This is a genomic window from Mycobacteroides chelonae (genome assembly GCF_016767715.1).
Taxonomy (GTDB): Bacteria; Actinomycetota; Actinomycetes; order Mycobacteriales; family Mycobacteriaceae; genus Mycobacterium; species Mycobacterium gwanakae.
Genome location: NZ_CP050145.1, coordinates 3219593 through 3240188 on the forward strand (window position 1 = coordinate 3219593; position 20596 = coordinate 3240188).

The window sequence follows — 20596 nt, forward strand, 5'->3', positions numbered from 1 at the left end:
GGTTAGCCGTGCTCTAATCGGTGCCAGTGCAACCGAATCGTATGCAACCAGCGGAGTTGGCCCAGGCCGCGATGACTGCTGCCCTCATGGGGGCGATCGCTGTGGTCTCTATCGTGCTGCCCGGCGCAGTGGTGTTCGCCTGGTTGGGAGCGGTCCCGATGGGAGTGCTGTGTTACCGGCATCGCATCCGGGTGGCGTTGGCCGCCTGTGTCACCGCCGGCCTCATCAGCTTTCTGATCGCCGGATTCGGGGGGCTGGTCTCGGCGCTCACATGTGCGTACATGGGTGCGATCGCCGGTCAGGTGCGGCGCCGTAATCGCGGCGCGGCAACAATGTTGGCTGTCGCCGCGCTGTGGGGCGTGCTGGTCTCGTCCTTCTGCGTCGGGGTGTTCGCGGCCTTGCGGAATCTGCGCGAGGTTGTCCTGGGCGCGGTGTCCGCCAACGTCGGCGGGTTCGCGACGCTGTTGAGTGGCGTGCCGCTACTCGGCAGCGCCGCAGCGGGATTGGATCACGCCGTGCAGGGCTGGATCGTGCACTGGCCCTGGTTCTTCGGGGTCTCGGTGTGGCTCATCGTCATCTTCGGGACCTCCTTCGGTTGGCGGGTGCTGACGCCAGTGCTGCGCAGACTGGAGGAAGTCACCGACCTGTCCTCGGTGGGGACGCTGCCCGCGGGGCACGACACCACCCCGCCCGGCCCACTGCCAACCGTTCTCACCGGCGCCGGTTACCGGTACGCCGGAGCCGACCGGGATGCCCTGACCGCGGTAACCATGCGCGTCGATGTCGGCGAGCACATCGCGGTGACCGGCGCCAACGGCTCCGGCAAGTCCACCCTCATGCGTCTTCTCGCGGGTGTTCCTCCGACTGCCGGCACCATCGAGCGCCCCGGCGGCGTGGGCCTGGGCCAGGTGGGTGGGACCGCGCTGGTCTTGCAGCATCCGGAAAGCCAGGTGCTGGGTTTGCGTGTGGCCGACGACATCGTGTGGGGGCTGCCGCACGACCGCGAGATCGATATCGACGGTCTGCTCGCCGAAGTGGGTCTGGGTGAGATGAGCGACCGGGACACCGCGGGTCTGTCCGGCGGAGAACTGCAGCGGCTGGCGGTCGCGTCGGCGCTCGCGCGCGAACCCGCGCTGCTCATCGCCGATGAGGTGACCACCATGGTCGACCACGACGGCCGGCAGACGCTCATCAACGTGCTCGACGGACTCACCACCCATCACCGTCTAGGGCTGGTGCACATCACCCACTACCCGCAGGAGGCCGACGCCGCCGATCGTGTGGTGGCGTTGGGCGGTATTGAGGTACGAGAAGATCGGGAAGGCGCCGAACGCCCATCCCCTACCGAATCTCTTGGTGGGGAAACGATTCTCGACGTGCAAGGAGTCTCGTTCGACTATGCGGTCGGCACGCCGTGGTCACAACCGGTGCTGCGCGATGTGTCACTGCAGGTTCGTTCCAGCGACGGAATACTGCTCTGCGGCGGCAACGGTTCCGGCAAATCCACCCTGGCGTGGATCATGGCGGGCCTCCTGGAACCGTCAGCGGGCCAATGCCTTCTCGATGGCCGCCCCACCGCCGAACAGGTTGGCGCGGTTGCGTTGTGCTTCCAGGCCGCGCGACTACAGCTGCTGCGGGGGCACGCCGGTGCCGCGGTGGCCGCACTCGCCGGGTACTCGGTCGCCGATACCGAGAGTATTGATCGCGCGCTAACCTCGGTCAGCCTGGACCCGAGTATCGGTGGGGTGCTTATCGATCGGCTCAGTGGCGGGCAGCTGCGGCGAGTCGCCCTGGCCGGACTGCTCGCCCGCTCGCCGCGCCTGCTGATCCTCGATGAGCCGCTGGCGGGTCTGGACGTTGACGCCCAAGCCGACCTCATCGATCTGCTGGTACGCATCCGTGGCGGTGGTCAAGCCGTCGTCGTGATCTCCCACGACACCGACAGCCTCGCTCCGTTGTGTCCCCGCACCATCCGTCTGGAACAGGGTGAGTTGGTGAACGCCGGATGAGTCAACGACGTCCATTGATGCTGATGCGGCCCGTTCCCGGGCCGTCACCCATCCACGCGCTGTGGGCCGGCACCAAACTCCTGGCCGCGCTGGCAATATCGGTGTTGCTGACCGTCATGCCGTCGTGGACCGCCATCGGGCTCGTCGCCCTGCTGATCCTCGTGACCGCGGGTCTTGCCGGCATCTCCCCCAGATGTATCCCGTCCGTGCCGCGGTGGGTGGGGCTGCTTGTGGTGGCGGGCAGCTTGTTCACCATCGTGAACGGTGGCGCGCCCGAGCTGACATTCGGACCGGTCACCATCGGCGTCGGCGGCTTCCTGGATTTCCTGCGCGTGACGTCGCTGGGGCTGGTTCTGATCGGGCTCGGCGCGGTGATCTCATGGACGACACAGGTCGCCGATATCGCTCCCGCAGTAGCACTTTTGTGTCGCCCCCTGCGCATCCTGCGGGCGCCCGTCGACGATTGGGCAATCACCATTTCCCTGGCGTTCCGGATGTTTCCCATGCTCTCCGAGGAATTCCGGTTGTTGGCGGCCGCGCGCAGGCTTCAACCGCCGCAACCGGAGAAGCCCTCGCGGCGTGCGGAAGTCGTCGATCTGTGTACCGCCGCGATGGTCGTCTCGCTGCGCCGCGCCACCGAGATGGGTGACGCGATCACCGCACGCGGAGGCGCGGGACGGATCTCGGCGCACCCCATCTATCCGGGATGGCGTGACGCTCTTGCCGTGGTGGCGCTCATTAGTGTCGTCGTTCTGGCACTGACGCTAGGCTGACACCGGACCCGGAATCCCTTTTGCCCCAATGGTTTCTTGTCTCCCAAACCGGGAGATTTTGTCGGTGGGGGTAACTATAATTCGAACATGAGTTCGATTAGAGTGTTGGAGGCGGTGGTTGATGCCTTCTGTGCTGAGTCGATCGATGAGCTGACCGCCGTCGAGGCGTTGACGATCATGGCGCGCCTGGAAGTGGTGCAGCGCCGATTGTCGGCCCGGGGTGGGGGCTTGATTCCGAAGGTCACTGCGCAGGCCTCGCCCGTCGAGTTGGGGGGCACCTCGTATGCCGATGCGGTGTCGCGGCGTCTGCATATCAGTAAGGGAGCGGCCCGGCGCCGCATCGCCGATGCCGAGCAGCTAGCCCCGCGCCGGGCAATCACCGGTGAGGTGCTGGCACCTCAGTTGCCGAATGTGGCTTGCGCCCTGGGGCGCGGCGATATAGGTGAGGAGCACGTCCGGATCATCTGCAGCTTTTTTGACCGGTTGCCGGTGATGGTGGACGGCCCGACTCGCGAAGCCGCCGAACAACAACTGGCCGACATGGCGGCACGGTTTCGGCCCGAACAACTGCGCGTGGGTGCTGAACGCATGATGGCCCTGTTGAATCCAGATGGAGAGTTCTCCGATGTGGATAGAGCCCGCCGTCGCGGGGTGACGATTGGGCAGCAGGGTTTTGATGGCATGTCCCCAATCACGGGACTGCTGGATCCAGAAACCCGCGCCTACCTCGATGCGGTGCTCGCCAAACTCGCCGCCCCCGGCATGTGCAACCCGAGCGATCGAAGCCCTGTGGTCGATGGTAAACCCGCGCCAGACGCGGCCGACCGTGACACTCGCAGCGATGCGCAACGCAACCACGACGCCCTCCGCACCTGCCTGCGCGCCACCTTGGCCTCGGGGGAACTGGGGTCCCATCACGGCCTCCCCGTCACCGTCGTGGTCACCACCACGCTGGCAGAATTAGAAGAGCGGGCCGGGATCGCGATCACCGGCGCCGGCACCCGGTTGCCGATGCGCGATCTGATCCGCATGGCCAGGCATGCCCACCACTACCTGAGCATTTTCGATGACGACGGCCGACCCCTGTATCTCGGCCGAACGAAGCGGATCGCTTCGTCAGATCAACGCCTCGTGCTGCATGCCCGCGACCGTGGCTGCACCCACCCCGACTGCACAGTGCCCGGATACCTCTGCGAAGTCCACCACATCACCGAATGGGCCGACGGCGGAGACACCGACATCGACAACCTCACCCTCGCCTGCCCACCACACCACCGACTCCTGAGCCACGGTTGGACCACCCGCAAACATCCCGACGGCACCACTGAATGGATACCCCCACCACAACTGGAGTTCAGCGGCATCACGCCCGCAGAATGCCGATGGTTCCCAGACTGAGAATGATCAGGCCGAGGATTGCAACGATCAGCGCGACATCGATCCGCCGGCGGGACCGTACCCAGGTGTGCAGGGCCGACACCATCTCGTATGTCCGCGCCGGCATGGCCGCGTAACTCAACAACGGCAGCGCCACCATCGAGAAGGCCACCGCGTTGAAGAAGAGCAGTGCCATGGACTGAATGGGCTGTGTGGCACCCGAGGCGTGGATGAGGGCGATAACCGCAAGGAAGTCCGCCGACGGCAAGGCAATTCCCAGTCCACTGACCCCCGCCACCCACAACGAGTTGTTCTGCATGAACCCTCGCACTCGCCTCGCGACCTTGTCGGCCAAGCCCGCCCGCGGCGCACGCGGAGCGGCGGCAGGTCGACGGATCGAGGCCGTGATGGCCAGCACCGCCGCTACCAACAGGGCCAGAACGCCAAGCGCGACTTGGATATAGGGCCCCGAAACATCGGCCTGTCCCATCGGGGACACCCGAAGGACAAACAACAGCGTCAGTCCGAGGCTCAACCCCATGACGAATGCACCGCACAGGAACACGAACAGCTGCAGCAGCGGTCGCGGCCTGTTCAACATCAGGACTGTCAGTCCCAGTCGGGTGGGCTCAACGCTCACACCAAGTGCCATCAATAAGACGATGGTCCACATGACTACCGCGCGTGCACAGCGTCATTCTGCTCGCAAACCCGTGCGAACGTGGACTTCACGAGGTCTACGTAGCGGGTGATCGACTCCCGCGCGATGGGGTTGTCCGGGTACGCGATCATCAGCGTCGTCTCCGTCGGGAATCGCGAGATGAAGATCGTCAGCTGGTACACCGACTTACTTTCGGCATACAGACCGATGGGATTGCTCACCAGCAGCGGGTTGGTGAACAACTGCGAAAGTGGCGGAGCACCACCGTCGAAGAAGTTGATCATGGGGTGGTACGGCCGTGGCCAGTTCAGCTCCGGCACCAATTCCAGGACCCGGTAGAAGGGAACATTCACCAGCTGCCTGCCACGGTCAAACGATTCCTGCGCCGCGACGGCTGCCGCACCAAAGGTCCCGTCAACGGGGGCTGTTATCGGCACCAGCCCGGTGAACCATCCCGTCGTGAACATGTCCGCCTCGTCGCGGGCGTCGCTCGGCGTGATGCCGTAATAGGTATCGGTACCGGTCAATTCACGTTCGGCGAATCCGAGAGCGGCCATCACGCCACCGATGAATCGCGCCCCCGCATCGATGCAGCGCGACTCGAACTTCAGTGCCTGCTGCTCATCGAGCAGCTGCTCGGTGACGATCGCGGTACCGCAGGGCACACCGTGATCACCCAGCGGCAGCGGGAAATCCGGGAGGCTGCCGCGGTTGTTCTCGGCGAACTGAGTCCACTCGCGCACCGGTTCGGAATCAGGGGTCAGCCCGGAAAGAAACTCATGCTGCCTGATGCAGTAGTCGCCGTAGCTGCCCGCGGGCGGAAGCTCGATCGGGGCGCCGCCCTGAACCAGCGCCTTGTATCCCATGAGGATCTCCATGATCAGCAAGCGCGCAAAAGTCGCATCCAGGTGCAGATGGTCCACACTGAAGTAGAAGGTGAAATGCCCCGAGCTCTGGACGATTCCGAATCGGAAGCAGTCCCATCGGAAGGGGTCCGGGGTCTCCGAGACCACCATCTCCCGCACCTCGTCGGAGGTTATCTCGCCCAACTTGACCTGGACGAACTCCACGTCGGCTGGGTCGGCGATGGTGCGCCGAACGATGTTCTGATCATCGTCGAGCGAGAACCAGCTCCGATACGTGTCGTGTCTCCTCAGGTGGGCATTGATCACATGACCCATGGCCCGCTTGTCGCACCGCCCCGGCATATCCAAGGTGAAGACGAGCACACGCGAGAAGTCCAGACCCTTGGCGGCCTGCCGCAGATATGTGCGCAGATGCTGCACCTGCATGAAGCTCGGGGGAACCTCACTCACCGGCGCTTCAAGGGCCTTCGCGTACGAGGCCGGTGAAGGCTGCCAGGTGATCACCGATCCCGCAGACGGCTCCCACTTGTCGGTCAACGACACCGTTACTGGTCCACCACGCATTTCAATCCCCTTAAGACGAAGCGACTTCGGATTCCTGATCGGCCAGCTTGTCGTACAGATGCGACGCCAAAGACCGCACTGTCGATACATCAGCCGGACCGATACGGACGCCGGTGTCCGCTTGGATACGGGTACGAATTTCGAGGTTGCCCAATGAGTCCAGGCCATAATCCGGGAGGGATCGGTCGGGATCGATCGATCGCCGGAGCACCAGGCCCACCTGCTCGGCGACCAGTTTCCGGAGTCGGGTCGGCCACTCCTCACGCGGCAGCGCGTTGAGCTCATCGAGGAACTTGTTTGTCTCCGTTTGAGATTGACCCGCATCACGGAATGCCTGGGCAAACGGACTGCGCTCGACGAAGTCGGCCAGCCACGATATGCCTGCCATCGGCGCATAGGCGGTGTACGCCCGATTGTGCCGAAGCACGGTGTCGAAGGCGTAGGCACCCTCGTCCGGGAGGATTGCCGCGTCCGCGTTCGCCAGATGCGTGCCCTGCCCGATCTCCGACCAGGCACCCCAAGCGATGACAGTGGCCGGTAAGCCCTGGGCACGTCGCCAGTGCGTGAATCCGTCCAGCCAGCTGTTGGCCGCCGCGTAGGCACCCTGTCCCGGAGAGCCCACCAGCGCCGCAATCGAGGAGAACGAGCAGAACCAGTCCAGCGGTTGCTCCGCGGTGGCCTCGTGCAGATTCCAGGCGCCATGTACCTTGGGCCGCCAGTCTCCACGGTCGATCAGTTCGTCGGTGATGTTGGCGAGCGTGGCATCGTGCACCAGGGCGGCGGCATGCAGCACGCCGCGCACAGGCTTCCCGGTCTCCGTGGCTGCCGCCACCAGACGTTGTGACGTCTCCGGTTCGGCGATATCGCCAAGCACCACATCGATTTCGATGCCGGCGTGCCGGATCTGCTCAATAGCCTCTACGGCCTCGGGCTTCGGAGCGCTGCGACCGTTGAGGATGATCCGGCCGACCCCGGCAGCCGCCAGCTTCTTCGCCAGGAACAAGCCCAGCCCGCCGAGGCCACCGGTGATCACGTACGCACCCTCTCGGCGGAACGCTGGCGCATGCGACGCCGGGATCACCGCGTCGACCTCGCCCGCCTTAGGCAGGTCCAGAACGAGCTTTCCGGTATGCCCCGCAGCACCCATCACACGGATCGACTCCGCCGCCTCTTGCAATGGAGAGGACGAGATCTCCGGCAACGGCAGCACGCCCTCTGCCATCTGCCCGTACAGCGCTGTCAGGGTGCGGTAGATCGCTTGTGGCCGTGTCTTCGATACCAGGACAAGGTCGACGGCGTGGAACGACAGGTTCCGCCGGAAGGGAAACAGCCCCAGCCGGGTGTCGCCGTAGATGTCACGCTTGCCGATTTCGATGAAGCGGCCACCGAAGGTCAGCAGTTCCACTCCGGCCCGTTGCGCGGCACCGGTGAGCGAGTTGAGCACGATGTCCACGCCGTAGCCGTCGGTGTCACGACGGATCAGGTCTGCGAATTCTGTGCTGCGCGAGTCGTATACGTGCTTGATACCCCAGCTGCGCAACAATTCTCGCCGCTCTTCGCTGCCCGCGGTGGCGTAAATCTCGGCCCCCGCGGCACGGGCGATGGCAATCGCTGCCTGTCCCACACCACCGGTACCGGAATGGATCAACACCTTGTCCTCCGCGGAGATCCTGGCGAGTTCATGGAGCCCGTACCAGGCGGTGACATGAGCGCCCGGGACGGCTGCTGCCTCTCTATCGGGCACCTCGGCCGGGAGCGTCGCGGCAAGGTTGGCATCGACCACGACGAAGCTTCTCCAGGCGCCGGTCGGCGTCATGCCGCCCACGCGGTCACCCACCTGATGCTGGGTGACGCCCTCACCGACGGCCGTCACCACGCCCGCGAAGTCGACGCCGAGCTCCTGCCGGCCTTCGAAACTCGAGTACCGGCCGTACACGTTCAGCACGTCGGCGAAGTTGATGCTGGTGGCCGTGACCGAGACTTCGATCTGTCCCGGCCCGGGGGCCACCCGATCAAACGCGACGAACCCGAGTGACTGCAGGTCGCCCGGCGTGCGGACCTCGAACCGAACTCCCTCATTGTCCGGTGTCGCAACGGTACTGCGCCAGTCGTCGGGGCCGAGCGGACCCAGGTTCAGGCGTGCCCGGTACCAGTGGTCGTCACGCCATGCGGTCTCGTCCTCTTCCGACCCGGAAGCCAACTCGCCCGCCACGTTCTGGGCGGCGGTGTGGCCGTCGACATCGATGTGCGTGACACGCAAGTGGGGATACTCGGCGCCGATGACGCGCACCAAGCCCCGCAATCCGGCCTGTTCCAGATTGGTGATGTCGCCGTCGACAACCGTCTGAGCGTTGCGAGTCACCACGTACAGCCGCGGCGGCTCGCCCGGCAGGTCCACCAATTCGCGGGTGATCCGCACCAGATGCCGAACCTGATCGGCCCCCTGCAGAGCCACCCTGTCCGCACCTGCGGCGGCCCCGGGGGCGGTGACGACGAGCACACCGTCAAATCCGCCGGCCTCCAGCTGGTCGTACAGAAGCTTCAGTGCCGCAACACGATCGGTGTCTGGCCGCCACTGAATCAGCGCCACCTCACTGTTGCGCAGTTTCAGCGCATCGATCAGCTCCGATGCCCACGGGTCCACGGTCTCACCCGTGCTGACCAGCAGCCACCGGCGCGGCCCGCCCGATACCTCCTCGGGCAACCGCTGCTGCTGCCATTCGATGGCAAGCAGGCGGTTGTTGAGCAGCTGATCGCGCTGCTCGTCGTCCGAGGCGCCGGTACCGAATCGGAAGCCCCGCACCGCAACCAACACGGCGCCGTTCTCGTCCAGCAGATCGATATCAGCTTCCACCTCGTTGCCAATCACCTTGGTCACCCGGGTGTAGCAGTACTGCGTGGAACGTGCGGATTCGTAGGCGTGCAGGCTGCGCACACCCTTGGGAAGCGGTAGCGCGTTCTTGCTGGCCGCCTGAACATCCGGCAGCGCGATGACGGACTGGAAGCAAGCGTCCAGGAGCGCGGGGTGGACGATGTAACTGCCCTGCTGCGCCCGAACATCCCGAGGCAGTGCCACTTCCGCAAGCACCGACCTGACAGACTCGTCGCCGTGGTACGCGGAGACCAAGCCCTGGAAGGCCGGGCCGTACTGCACTCCCCGCTCGTCGAACGACTCTCGTAGCTCGTCGCCCGTCGCGCTGTGCGGGTGCTCCGCCCGTAGCGCGGCTAGGTCGTAGGCCACGGGAACATCGGCCTCGTCACCACTACCCAAGACCGCTGTAGCGCGCTTGACTGTCTCACCTTCGTCGTGGGTATCCACCACGAACTCGAGTACATCCGCAGACTTCGCCGTGGCCGTAGCCGATATCGGCGTCGTCTCACCCAAGGTCAGCAGCTGTTCGAACGAAATGTCCTGTACCACTGAGCCTTCACCGAATACGGCGGCAGAGGCCGACAGCGCCATCTCACAGTATGCGGCACCCGGGTACACCGCCACATGACGAACCTGATGGTCCGCGATCCAGGGCTGTGCCTCGGTGCCGACATCGGCCTGCCAGATGTGGCGCACAGGCTCCTCGGTCAGTCGCACATATGCGCCGAGCAGCGGGTGGACGGCAACGGTATGGCTGCTCTGGCCCTGCGCCTGCGCAGACAGATCCAACAGGTACGACTGGCGGGTCCAGCTCGGCAACGGCACATCCACAAGGGCGCCCGCTGGGTAGAGCACCGAGAAGTCCACCGCACCACCGGCTGTATAGACGTCTCCCACAAAATCGCGAAGCCCATGCGGCAGCTCCTGCTCGCGGCGCATACCGGCGAGGGCCACCATGGGAATGTCGAGGCTGCGTGCGGTCTGTTCGGCGGGGTACACCAGCAACGGGTGTGGTGCCAGCTCACCGAAAACGCGGTACCCGTCGTCCAGCGCCGCTTGCACTGCCGCCGCGAACCGTACCGTGTGACGCAGGTTGTCCACCCAGTAATCGGCATCCATCACGGGCTTCTCGCGCGGATCGAACGAGACCGAAGAGTACAGCGGCACAACCGGTGTCCGCGGTGACAGATCTTCGAGGGCATCGGCAAGATCGTCCAGAATCGGGTCCACCTGCGGTGAATGCGACGCAACGTCGACGGCCACCTCACGGGCCATCAATCCGCGGTCCGACCACTCCGCGATGAGCTGCCGCACTGTCTCGGTGGCACCACCGACAACCGTCGACTGCGGCGACGCGACCACCGCCAGGACCACATCGTCGATCTCCCGATCGGCCAGTTCCGCGACCACCTGCTGAGCCGGCAGGTCGACGGAAGCCATGGCGCCAGCTCCCGAGATGCGCAGCATCAACTTCGAACGGCGGCAGATCACCTTGACGCCGTCTTCCAACGACAGGGCCTCGGAGACAACCGCGGCTGCCGCCTCGCCCATCGAATGCCCGATGACCGCTCCGGGCTTCACTCCGTACGAAGCCATGGCGGCAGCCAATGACACCTGCATGGCGAACAACGTCGGCTGAACCCGGTCGATACCCGTGACCGTCTCCGGCGCCGAGATCGCCTCGCTAACCGAGAATCCGGACTCCGCCTGGATCAGTGGCTCGAGGCGGGCGATGGTCGCGGCGAATACCGGTTCCTTAGCAAGCAATTCGGCACCCATGGCCGCCCATTGCGAACCTTGACCGGAGAAGAGCCAGACCGGGCCGCGGTCATCCTCGGCAACCGCCGCCTGATATGGGGCCTCGTCACCGGCAACCTCGCGGAGCCCGGCCACTAGTTCGTTGACGTCGTTGGCCACCACGGTGGTGCGCACCGGCCGGTGCGCCCTGCGACGTGCCAGGGTGTATCCCACGTCCCCGACCGGGACATCGGCACCTTCAGAGAGCCAGTCGGCCAATCTGCCCGCAGTCCGGCGCAACTCGTCGGCAGACGTCGAAGACACCGGGAAAATCAGCTGCGATCCCAGGGGCGATTCCACGCTGGTTTCCGCAGACACGGCGGGCGGAGCCTGTTCCACCACCGCGTGGACGTTGGAACCTGACATTCCGTATGCCGATACCCCGGCGCGCCGCGGGCCCTCGATGTTCTCGGGCCATGGGATAACCGATTGCGGCACAAAAAGGTTCGTTGTGACGCCGGCAAGCTTGTCGGGAATCCCGGTGAAATGCAGGTTTGGCGGAATCACGCCATGCTCCACCGCGAGAATGATCTTCATCAGTCCCAGCGCACCGGCCGCCGACATGGTGTGCCCAAAGTTGGTCTTCACCGACCCCACGGCGCAGGGTCCCTCGACTCCATAGACCTGCGCCAGACCCGTGTACTCGATGGGATCGCCCACCGGTGTGCCCGTACCGTGCGCCTCAATGAGTCCGACGGTGCTGGCGTCCACACCGGCAGCCGCCAGTGCAGTACGGCATGCGGCCGCCTGCGCGTCCGAGGACGGAGTTGACTGATTCACTGTGCGCCCATCCTGATTCGACGCCGTGCCCCGCACGATCGCCAGAATCCGGTCCCCGTCTCGCACCGCATCGTCCAGCCGCTTCAGCAGAATCATGACGCAGCCCTCAGACATCACGAAACCGTCTGCCTCGCCGGTGAATGTGTGGCAGCGCCCGGTCGGAGAGAGCATGCGCTGCTGCGAGGCACCGACATACCTGCGGGGTTCCAAGACGAGGTTGACACCGCCTGCGAGCACGAGATCACTTTCGCCTGCCGCCAGGCTCTGACATCCCATATGCACAGTCGCCAACCCCGCTGCACACCCGGCGTCGACCGTCAATGACGGCCCATGCACACCCAGGGCGTAAGAGATGCGCCCCGACGCCATGCAGAAGTTTGTACCCGCGAATCCGTAGGGACCTCCGAGATCCGCCGCGTCCGCGGCCACCAACTGATAGTCGTTGTGGGTCACTCCCACGAACACTCCGGTCTGCGAGCCAGCAAGGGTCCGCGGATTGAGGCCCGCATGTTCCACTGCCTGCCAAGATGTTTCGAGCAAAACACGATGCTGAGGATCGATCGAGACGGCCTCACGCTCGTTGATGCTGAAAAAGTCCGCATCGAAGCCGCCAACGTCATCCAGGAAGGCCCCCCACTTGGAAGGCGACTTGCCGGGCACGCCGGACTCGGGGTCGTAGTACTCACTCAAGTCCCAGCGCGCAGGGGGCACCTCAGTAACGAAGTCCTCACCGCGCAGCAGCGCCTCCCAGAACTGTTCGGGCGACTCGATCCCACCCGGAAGCCGGCACCCCAACCCGATAACTGCAACTGGGGTCACAGACGCGTTTTTCATCTTGCTACGTCCTCCTCGCGCACGACAATCTGCCTGTTGGTAGAACCGGAGACAACTAGCAGTAGAACCCGACAAGGCTAAAGATAGGGTGCGTGAAAGGAATTCGCGACTCGGGAGATCAGGATCACAGCGCCTCGGCTGAAACTGTGAGAAGGCATCGCACATTGACTACTTTTAGACCCCTACCCCGTTCCCCATTAACAGTGCATTGATAGCCGGGAAACAAGAAATTCACAAATATTTTCATGCTCATAATTGTTTGCCATTGAAGGCGATGAACACCCCATCAAACTGCTTAAATGTCACAACATACAGGCTATCAAGTGTTGCCATACGCCAGCATTTCGAGAACATTTAACCCGACCTTCTCTATGAAATATTTATGCAATTTACTCACCGTGAGCCTAAATTCATCGCTTCCCCTATCAATCAAGATCCAGGCGGGCTTTAGGCAGAAATCGGTGCATACTTGCCATTAGTTTTGTGACTGGTGAGGTGGCCGGGCATCCACCGGCGTCGGGCAGAAACGCTCGTGACAAGGCGCGACCCGGTCGCGACGCGAGGTCCGGGCGGGCAACGGCAAATCACGGCACCCCAAAGGTCCTCATAGTTAGCTCACTCGTGTCGCGCCCCGAACGGAACTGCGGTACCGTCCCGACCATCATGCGGAACTCCAGTTCCGTGTAGGGCAAAGATGCCCGTCTCGACCAACTGCGGCAGTTCCATAACATAAGCCCGCCAGTCATCTGCTAATTCCATTGAACACAAAGGGGTTTGGGATGCTTCGCGTCATAAGACGGGTGTGGATGCCGCTTCTCATCGCCGCGGTACTCGCGATCGGCGGATTCGCAGTGTTACGGGTACGCGGGATTTTCGGTGCGGATTCCTTCGCCTCCTCTGCCGACAACAACGCCAAAGATGCCGTCCCATACAACCCAAAGACACTCGTATATGAAGTATTTGGAGAACCCGGGGCCATGGCAGATGTGAACTACTTCAACGAGGATGCGCAGCCGACGCGCGTCGACGCCGTGCAGCTGCCATGGTCGTTCAAGATCGTCTCGATCTTGCCGTCGTTGAGTGGGAACATCGTGGCCCAAGGCAACGGCGACACAATCGGTTGCCGGATCATCGTCAATGGCGAGGTCAAGGTGGAGCGAGTTTCCAACGAACACAACGCCTACATCTACTGCCTGGTGAAGTCCGCATGAGGCACGGTAGCGGCGACCACGCGGCGCGGCCCCCACGGATCGCACGGATCATCCGGGTCCTGTCGATTCCGATCATCCTCTTCTGGCTGGGTATCGCCATCGTCCTCAATGTCGTCACACCCTCCCTTGATGAAGTGGGCAAGGCACATTCGGTGTCGATGTCCCCCAAAGACGCTCCCTCGATGATCGCGATGATGCACACCGGAAAAGTCTTCGGGGAGTTCGACTCCGACAGCTCCGTCATGATCGTGTTGGAGGGGAAGCAAGAACTGGCCGACGAGGCGCACCGCTTCTACGACGAGATCATCAAGAAACTCAAGGCCGATCCGACCCACGTCCAACACATCTCCGACTACTGGGGAGATCCGCTTACCGCATCGGGCGCTCAGAGCGCCGACGGGAAAGCCGCCTATGTCCAGGTGAACCTGGCCGGGGACCAGGGAACCACCTTGGCGAACGAATCCGTAGATGCCGTTCGCAAGATCATCGCCGAGACACCCGGCCCCGACGGTGTGCAGGCCTACGTCACCGGAGGAACCGCCGCCAGCGCGGACACCGGAACGGCCGGCAACAAGAGCATGCAGAAGACAACTCTGATAGCGGTGGGCGTCGTCGTCGTGATGCTGCTCTTCGTGTACCGATCCGTGATCACCATGTTCGTGGCGCTGGTGATCGTCGGCGTCGAGCTGATGGCGGGCCAGGGCGTTGTCGCAACATTGGGCAATCTCAATGTCATTGGCCTCTCGACCTATGCCGTAAGCATGGTCACGATGCTGGGCATCGCCGCGGGTACCGACTATGTAATCTTCCTGCTGGGTCGTTATCACGAAGCGCGGCAATCCGGCCAGGATCGAGAGGCCGCCTTCTATACCGCGTATTCCGGTGTGTCACATGTCATCTTGGGATCTGGGCTGACCATTGTCGGCGCTACCTTGTGCCTCAGCCTGACACGTCTGCCGCTGTTTCGTTCCATGGGTGTGCCCTGCGCACTGGTCATTCTCGTCATCGTCGCCGCAGCCCTCTCCCTGGCTCCCGCGGTACTGGCGTTGGGCAGCCGCTTCGGGCTGTTCGAGCCCAAACGCAAACACGATGAACGCGGCTGGCGGCGCATCGGGGCAGCGGTGGTGCGCTGGCCGGGACCGATTCTCATTGTGACACTGGGGATTGCACTCATCGGTCTACTTACCCTGCCCGGATACACCCCCGGATATGACGACCGTCAGTACATGCCCGATAACGTGCCTTCGAAAGTTGGTTACGCAGCAGCGGAACGACATTTCTCGCCAGCCCGGATGAACCCCGAAATGCTCATGATCGAGGCCGACCATGACATGCGAAATCCCTCGGACATGCTGGTCATCGATCGAATTGCCAAGACGGCGTTTCATGCCCGTGGCGTCGGACGAGTGCAGGCGATCACCCGGCCGCTGGGCACACCCATCGAGCACAGTTCGATACCGTTCCAGATCGGCCTCCAGGGCGCCGGCCAGATCCAGAACATGAAGTACATGAAGGACCGCATGGCGGACATGCTGACCATGGCCGATCAAATGGGGACCTTGATCGGCACCATGGAACGCGTCTACGACATGATGCGCGAGCTCACCGGCATCATGCACGACATGACCGGCCAGATGAAGGTGATGCAAGGCCGGATGCACGACATGCGGGACCTGATGGCAACTTTCGACGACTTTTTCAGGCCGATTCGCAACTACTTCTACTGGGAGAAGCACTGCGCCGACATTCCGATCTGCTGGGCCAGCCGGACGGTGTTCGATGCTCTCGACGGCGTCGATGCGATGGTCGAGGACATGGACGGCATGCTGGTGAACATGGACAAAGTCGATGTCCTGATGCCCCGCATGCTCGCCGAGTTCCCACCCATGATCGCCATCATGAAGTCCATGCACGGCACATTGCTGACCATGCACAGCACCATGTCCGGGATCATGAACCAGATGGATGAGAGCACCAAAAACTCCACCCTGATGGGCAAGTACTTCGACGAAGCCAAGAACGATGACTCGTTCTACCTGCCGCCCGAGGTGTTCGACAATCCAGATTTCAAGCGCGGCCTGAAGATGTTCCTCTCCCCCGACGGGAAGGCCGTCCGGATGACCGTCTCCCATCAAGGCAATCCCGCCTCGGTGGAAGGGATCGCAACCGTCGGCAATATCAAAGAGGCGGTGGCTGATTCGATCAAGGGCACCCCGCTCGAGAACGCCAAGGTCTACCTGGGCGGGACCGCCGCGGCGAACAAGGACCTGCAGGAAGGAGCCAAGTATGACCTCATTCTCGCGGGCATCGCATCACTGTGCTTGATCTTCATCATCATGCTGTTGGTGACCGGCAGTGTGGTCGCGGCCCTGGTCATCGTCGGCACGGTAGCAATCTCACTCGGCGCATCGATCGGGGTCTCGGTCCTGATTTGGCAGGACCTGCTGGGTATGGATCTGCACTGGTTCGTGGTCCCGTTGTCGGTCATCATCCTGTTGGCCGTGGGATCGGACTACAACCTGCTGCTCATCGCACGATTCAAGGAAGAGCTCCACGGCGGACTCAAGACAGGTTTCATCCGGGCCATGGGCGGCAGTGGCAAGGTGGTGACGAATGCGGGCCTGGTGTTCGCATTCACCATGTGCGCCATGGTTGTTAGCGACCTGCGTATCGTCGGGCAGCTCGGAACGACAATCGGCCTCGGGTTGTTGTTCGACACCCTGATCGTGCGGTCCTTCATGACCCCGGCCATCGCCGCACTCCTGGGCCGTTGGTTTTGGTGGCCGCTCAACCTCCGCGAATACACTCCAGCGCGGACCCGATGACGAAAAACACTGCCATCCAGCGGCAAAGAACATCCGGACGCCTGAACAGGTCCTTGGACCTCGCGATCCTGGAGGCAGCATTCATCGTGCTCGCCGAACACGGTTACGACGCGATGAGCATGGACGAGATCGCTGCGCGCGCCGGGGTCGGCAAGGCTGCCATCTACCGGCGATGGTCTTCCAAGGCGGCCCTCACCGCCGATGCGATCCTGCACGGACGGCCTTCACTGGGGAAACTCGATGACGTACCGGACACCGGGAGCTTGCACGGGGATTTGCATGCTCTATACGAGGCACGGGATTACAGCGACCTGGAAGAAAGCAGTATGCTCACCGGCAACCTGCTGGCGGGGATCATCGCCGAAGCCGTCAACGACTCCACGTTGGCGGAGGCATTGGATGATCTGCTGGCATCGCAGACTCAGAAGCGAATGGAGATCGTGTTCGCCCGAGCCGTGGAGCGCGGTGAGATTGCGCGGGATCGTGATCTATCACTCGTCTACGACATCCCGCTGGGGCTCAGCCTGACAGCGGCTCTCAAGCGAACCGTCATCGATGAGACGTACATGCGCCGCATGGTTGACGACGTGATTCTTCCCCTTGTGCAAGCTCCCGTAGATCGGTCCTGATTCCCGGAATTTCTTCTGACACAGCCTCTTCTGCTGGAAGGTCACGTCTCCACTGCGGACAGGGCCGACGGCGCGGGCCGATGTTGCACCGACGCGAGTGCGGGGCGATTGTCGAGTTCATAGCCGATAAGACGCGAGCTATTGGCGACCACCGCGACCGAGGACGCGTTGTGCAGAATTGCGGCCAGAACCGGCGAGAGCGCGCCCCCGGCACCGATCACCAGCCCGATCGCGTTGACGGCAATAGACATGGCGTAGTTCTGCCGGATGACGGTCACGGCCCGGCTGCCCAGACCCCGTACATCGAGCAGCTTGCGCAGATCGTCACTGGACAGGGCAACATCAGCGGTTTCCACAGCCACATCGGTTCCGTTGAGTCCCATCGCGATTCCGATATCAGCCGCCGCCAGCGCCGGTGCGTCGTTGACCCCGTCACCGACCATCGCGACAAAATGCCCGTCGCTTCGGAGCCGACTCACAGCCTGGAGTTTGTCCTCGGGCAGCACCTCGGCCTGCCACTCCGCGATACCCAGTTCCTCGGCCACCGCACGCGCCGTTTCAGCGTGATCACCGGTCAGCATGACCACCCGTTTGACACCCGAGGACCGTAGCGCCTGCAGCACCTCGGCGGCCTCGGGACGGATCTCGTCGCGCAGGCTGATCAGACCGACGAGTACACCGTCGACCGCCAGCAGAAGCGGAGTCTCGGCGCGGCGACGGAGCTTGGCCACCCACTCATCGGCTTCCGGAGTCACCCGGACGCTCTCCTTGGTCAGCAGTGCGGGGCTGCCCAGCAGCAGGGTCCGCCCATCGGCTCTGGTGCGCATCCCCAGGCCAACGAGCACTTCGCACTCTTCGTGTGGCGGGATTGCGATGTGGCGTTCCTCGGTCGAGCGAATAACCGCCTCCCCCAAAGGGTGCCGCGCGTGGATCTCCGAGCTTGCCGCGTACGCGAGCACCTGCTCGGGTTCCCAGCCGTGTTCGAAGGCAACGATGTTCGTCACCACCGGACGTCCGATGGTGAGCGTTCCGGTCTTGTCGAACACGAACGCGTCTACTCTGCCGGCCAGTTCCAGATGTGACCCGCCCTTGACCAGGATTCCCCTGCGTGCCCCGTTGCCGATGGCGGCACTAATCGCGGTTGGGGTAGACAGGCCCACCGCACACGGGCAGGCCACTAAGAGCATCGTCATGGCCCGCCGCACATCCCTGGTCACCACCAGGGTGCCCAGGGACAGCAGGAACGAGGCCGGCACGAATCGCCGCGAGAAGTTTTCGCCGACAGTCTGAATCGGGGCCCGATCGCGTTGCGCCTGCTCCACCCGGGTGATGATCCGGCCGATGATCGTCTGCCCTCCCACCGCCGCGGCACGCACAACGATGCGACCGCGCATGACAACCGATCCGGCATGCACGCGCCCCCCGGCGGCGACGCTGACTGGCAGGGTTTCGCCGGTGATGGCCGACTGGTCGACGATCGCGTCACCCTCCACGACGTCCCCGTCCACCGGAATGGCCACCTGCTCGTGCACCACCACCTCGTCGCCGACCGCCAGTGAATCGGTAGAGACCTGGACCTCGGTGCCATCCCTGAGACGGACCCACGAGGTGTCCTGACTGCCCGACAGCAGATCCGCGATGGCGCGACGGGTGCGCCGGAGCGTCAGATCCTGCAGATACTCGCCAATGTTGAGCAGCCACAACACCGTCAGTGCGACCACGTTCTCGCGCAGCACCAGGCTGGCCACGGTGGCCGCGGAAACCAGCAGATCCGTGCCTGCCGATCGGCCGCTGCGCAATGCGGCAAGCGCCCCCCGCAGGAACGGATATCCGCTGAAAATCGTGACCGCCGTTGCCAACAGGCGACTGGTCGGTCCCAGCAGCGGCGGCCGCCGCAGCGGATATCGACGAAGTCCGAGCACTACCAGGGCCGCCCCGCCCACGCCCATGCGCACCACGTCGGCATTGCGCACATCGAACGAATGTGGTTCTCGGGTCAGCGTTTCCGGCACCGGAGCTTCGAGGGCGCGTGCCAGCGCGTCGAGGACGTCCTCGGCCGAACCACTTGCCTTTGAGTACCACACCACCACCGCGGCCGTGCGCGGATACGCGTGTACGGCACGAACTCCCTGTACATGCAGCAGCGTGTCCTCGATCAGCACCGCGCGCCGCACATCACCGCTCAACTCAGTCGCGATGGCACGCAGACGTCCGGCCGCGTCAGATACGACAGTGACCATGTGCGGCTCAGTGCTCGTGGTCGTGACCGGATTCTCCTACCACGGGCGGCGGGGCCTCTTCCCCGATGCGCTCGCGAGCCTCCGCGACAACATCACCGATCGCCAGTCGTGCACGTTCGGCGCCTTCCTCGGCCTTACGCACACCGCGCAGCCCCCAGGAGGCAACGGTGACACTGGCGTCACGGACGGGAACCTTGGCGGCGGCCTTGCGCGCAACCTCGTAAGCGGCGACTCCCACCGCACCGGTTACCACCGTCGATGCGGCCTTCGCTAGTACTGCGTGCCATACCATCAGCCAATCGCCCTTTCGCTCAAAGTATTTGAGTCACGCTTCATCACGCACCGTGGCTTCTTAACGAAACCTACTCTCGATCAGCCCTTGAGGTGGCCCGTTGCGTCATGATGATAACGGTTTTCATTATCGCCAAGTATGGCAGACACGCGGCCGGCTGGCACGCCGGGATGATCACCGAAGCCAGCGGACTGTTATCGACGAGACCTACAGGTCCCGCATCGTCGACGAGGAGGTTCTGCCTCTGGACCAGGCCCCATCACCGTGTCATGGGACTGCGGCGGAGCTCCCCGGGCTCCCGCCCCCGAATCCAGCACTCGCCTTGACACCACCGGATACTCCGGTCCCATCCATCCCACCGGATATCCGCGGCCGATGCGCCCCGGACATCGAAGACGGCAACCGAGTCCCACGCGTCACGTTCAACGCAGGCAACTGACCTGGCGCGATCACCGGACCATGAGGAGCCGGATTAGGCGGTAACAGTTCCGCCGCCGCAGGTGCGGCAAGGCCGACGGTAAAGAACATGACAATCACTGCGACACAAAGTAATCGAATCACCGAGTAGTTCCCTCGCTAATCCCCCACGGGTCTTCCAACCGCCCGCCCGTCATCCCACCACTGATGCGAGCCGAGTGCCCCGCTTCGAACCCGGCCGAAACCTGAGTGCCTGGCCCGGGGAGGGGTAATAATCCAAACGCCGGCTGCGACGGGGTCGCCGCATGATTGTTCGGCGCACTGCCCGGTACCGTCACCGGAACAGCGGGCATCGGGTTAATCGGCGGAGGTTCGGCCACCGCCTCGGTCGCCGGAGCTTGCCACATCAGGAGGCCCAAGAGCATTGCCGCGCAAAATAATCGCATTGT

The 20596-nt window shown here is 63.6% G+C and carries 13 protein-coding genes; 6 read left to right on the forward strand and 7 right to left on the reverse strand.

Annotated features, from left to right (window positions below; translation table 11 throughout):
• The first annotated feature begins 41 nt into the window (after nucleotides 1-41).
• The 3 genes from HBA99_RS15870 to HBA99_RS15880 all read left to right on the forward strand — a co-directional run bounded on the left by HBA99_RS15870 (nucleotide 42) and on the right by HBA99_RS15880 (nucleotide 4180).
• Nucleotides 42-2009: a DUF2232 domain-containing protein gene (locus HBA99_RS15870; protein ID WP_070952667.1), complete on the forward strand. Its 1968-nt coding sequence runs from the start codon at nucleotides 42-44 to the stop codon at nucleotides 2007-2009.
• Entirely contained in the window at nucleotides 2006-2782 is a 777-nt protein-coding gene (locus tag HBA99_RS15875; RefSeq protein ID WP_070931274.1) for an energy-coupling factor transporter transmembrane component T family protein, read from the forward strand. Before HBA99_RS15870 ends, HBA99_RS15875 begins: the two co-directional genes overlap by 4 nt.
• Before the next feature lie 87 nt (nucleotides 2783-2869).
• A complete protein-coding gene (locus tag HBA99_RS15880) occupies nucleotides 2870-4180 on the forward strand; it encodes an HNH endonuclease signature motif containing protein (RefSeq protein ID WP_070952666.1) in 1311 nt (436 codons plus the stop codon).
• On the opposite strand, the gene HBA99_RS15885 is transcribed toward HBA99_RS15880, so the two are convergent.
• The 3 genes from HBA99_RS15885 to pks2 are packed head-to-tail and all read right to left on the reverse strand — an operon-like array spanning nucleotide 4146 to nucleotide 12533.
• Nucleotides 4146-4832, reverse strand: a complete 687-nt coding sequence (locus HBA99_RS15885; protein WP_030093960.1) for a GAP family protein — start codon at nucleotides 4830-4832, stop codon at nucleotides 4146-4148. The two genes, HBA99_RS15880 and HBA99_RS15885, sit on opposite strands and share 35 nt — an antisense overlap.
• Nucleotides 4833-4834: 2 nt before the next feature.
• The gene (locus tag HBA99_RS15890; protein WP_070952665.1) at nucleotides 4835-6250 is read right to left on the reverse strand and encodes a condensation domain-containing protein; all 1416 of its coding nucleotides are present in this window, start codon (nucleotides 6248-6250) and stop codon (nucleotides 4835-4837) included.
• 10 nt (nucleotides 6251-6260) lie between these two features.
• Nucleotides 6261-12533 carry a sulfolipid-1 biosynthesis phthioceranic/hydroxyphthioceranic acid synthase gene (gene pks2 / locus HBA99_RS15895; RefSeq protein ID WP_070952664.1) on the reverse strand — a complete coding sequence of 2091 codons (6273 nt, stop codon included), beginning with the start codon at nucleotides 12531-12533 and terminating at the stop codon, nucleotides 6261-6263.
• A gap of 779 nt (nucleotides 12534-13312) precedes the next feature.
• Between pks2 and HBA99_RS15900 the strand changes: the two genes are divergently transcribed.
• Genes HBA99_RS15900 through HBA99_RS15910 form a run of 3 tightly spaced genes read left to right on the forward strand, consistent with a single transcriptional unit; the run spans nucleotide 13313 to nucleotide 17198 of the window.
• Complete coding sequence (locus HBA99_RS15900) at nucleotides 13313-13744, forward strand: MmpS family transport accessory protein (protein ID WP_057966777.1); 432 nt, start codon at nucleotides 13313-13315, stop codon at nucleotides 13742-13744.
• Nucleotides 13741-16569, forward strand: a complete 2829-nt coding sequence (locus tag HBA99_RS15905) for an MMPL/RND family transporter (protein WP_109491697.1) — start codon at nucleotides 13741-13743, stop codon at nucleotides 16567-16569. The genes HBA99_RS15900 and HBA99_RS15905 overlap by 4 nt, the downstream gene beginning before the upstream one ends.
• Complete coding sequence (locus tag HBA99_RS15910; protein ID WP_070923657.1) at nucleotides 16566-17198, forward strand: TetR/AcrR family transcriptional regulator; 633 nt, start codon at nucleotides 16566-16568, stop codon at nucleotides 17196-17198. The genes HBA99_RS15905 and HBA99_RS15910 overlap by 4 nt, the downstream gene beginning before the upstream one ends.
• A 41-nt stretch (nucleotides 17199-17239) precedes the next feature.
• Here HBA99_RS15910 and HBA99_RS15915 read toward each other — a convergent pair whose 3' ends face one another.
• The 4 genes from HBA99_RS15915 to HBA99_RS15930 form a co-directional block, all read right to left on the reverse strand.
• Nucleotides 17240-19438: a heavy metal translocating P-type ATPase gene (locus HBA99_RS15915; protein WP_081347766.1), complete on the reverse strand. Its 2199-nt coding sequence runs from the start codon at nucleotides 19436-19438 to the stop codon at nucleotides 17240-17242.
• 7 nt (nucleotides 19439-19445) lie between these two features.
• Nucleotides 19446-19730 (reverse strand): DUF1490 family protein, encoded by a 285-nt coding sequence (locus HBA99_RS15920; RefSeq protein ID WP_030093967.1) that lies wholly within the window; start codon nucleotides 19728-19730, stop codon nucleotides 19446-19448.
• A 267-nt stretch (nucleotides 19731-19997) separates the two neighbouring features.
• Nucleotides 19998-20291, reverse strand: a complete 294-nt coding sequence (locus HBA99_RS15925; RefSeq protein WP_081346085.1) for a hypothetical protein — start codon at nucleotides 20289-20291, stop codon at nucleotides 19998-20000.
• Nucleotides 20288-20593, reverse strand: a complete 306-nt coding sequence (locus tag HBA99_RS15930) for a hypothetical protein (protein WP_081342866.1) — start codon at nucleotides 20591-20593, stop codon at nucleotides 20288-20290. Before HBA99_RS15930 ends, HBA99_RS15925 begins: the two co-directional genes overlap by 4 nt.
• Nucleotides 20594-20596: the final 3 nt, after the last annotated feature.

Bases quoted from the DNA above. Each gene is read 5' to 3' on its own strand.
- HBA99_RS15870 (WP_070952667.1), top strand. From the start codon at position 42: ATGCAACCAGCGGAGTTGGCCCAGGCCGCGATGACTGCTGCCCTCATG.
- HBA99_RS15875 (WP_070931274.1), top strand. From the start codon at position 2,006: ATGAGTCAACGACGTCCATTGATGCTGATGCGGCCCGTTCCCGGGCCG.
- HBA99_RS15880 (WP_070952666.1), top strand. From the start codon at position 2,870: ATGAGTTCGATTAGAGTGTTGGAGGCGGTGGTTGATGCCTTCTGTGCT.
- HBA99_RS15885 (WP_030093960.1), bottom strand. From the start codon at position 4,832: ATGTGGACCATCGTCTTATTGATGGCACTTGGTGTGAGCGTTGAGCCC.
- HBA99_RS15890 (WP_070952665.1), bottom strand. From the start codon at position 6,250: ATGCGTGGTGGACCAGTAACGGTGTCGTTGACCGACAAGTGGGAGCCG.
- pks2 (WP_070952664.1), bottom strand. From the start codon at position 12,533: ATGAAAAACGCGTCTGTGACCCCAGTTGCAGTTATCGGGTTGGGGTGC.
- HBA99_RS15900 (WP_057966777.1), top strand. From the start codon at position 13,313: ATGCTTCGCGTCATAAGACGGGTGTGGATGCCGCTTCTCATCGCCGCG.
- HBA99_RS15905 (WP_109491697.1), top strand. From the start codon at position 13,741: ATGAGGCACGGTAGCGGCGACCACGCGGCGCGGCCCCCACGGATCGCA.
- HBA99_RS15910 (WP_070923657.1), top strand. From the start codon at position 16,566: ATGACGAAAAACACTGCCATCCAGCGGCAAAGAACATCCGGACGCCTG.
- HBA99_RS15915 (WP_081347766.1), bottom strand. From the start codon at position 19,438: ATGGTCACTGTCGTATCTGACGCGGCCGGACGTCTGCGTGCCATCGCG.
- HBA99_RS15920 (WP_030093967.1), bottom strand. From the start codon at position 19,730: ATGGTATGGCACGCAGTACTAGCGAAGGCCGCATCGACGGTGGTAACC.
- HBA99_RS15930 (WP_081342866.1), bottom strand. From the start codon at position 20,593: ATGCGATTATTTTGCGCGGCAATGCTCTTGGGCCTCCTGATGTGGCAA.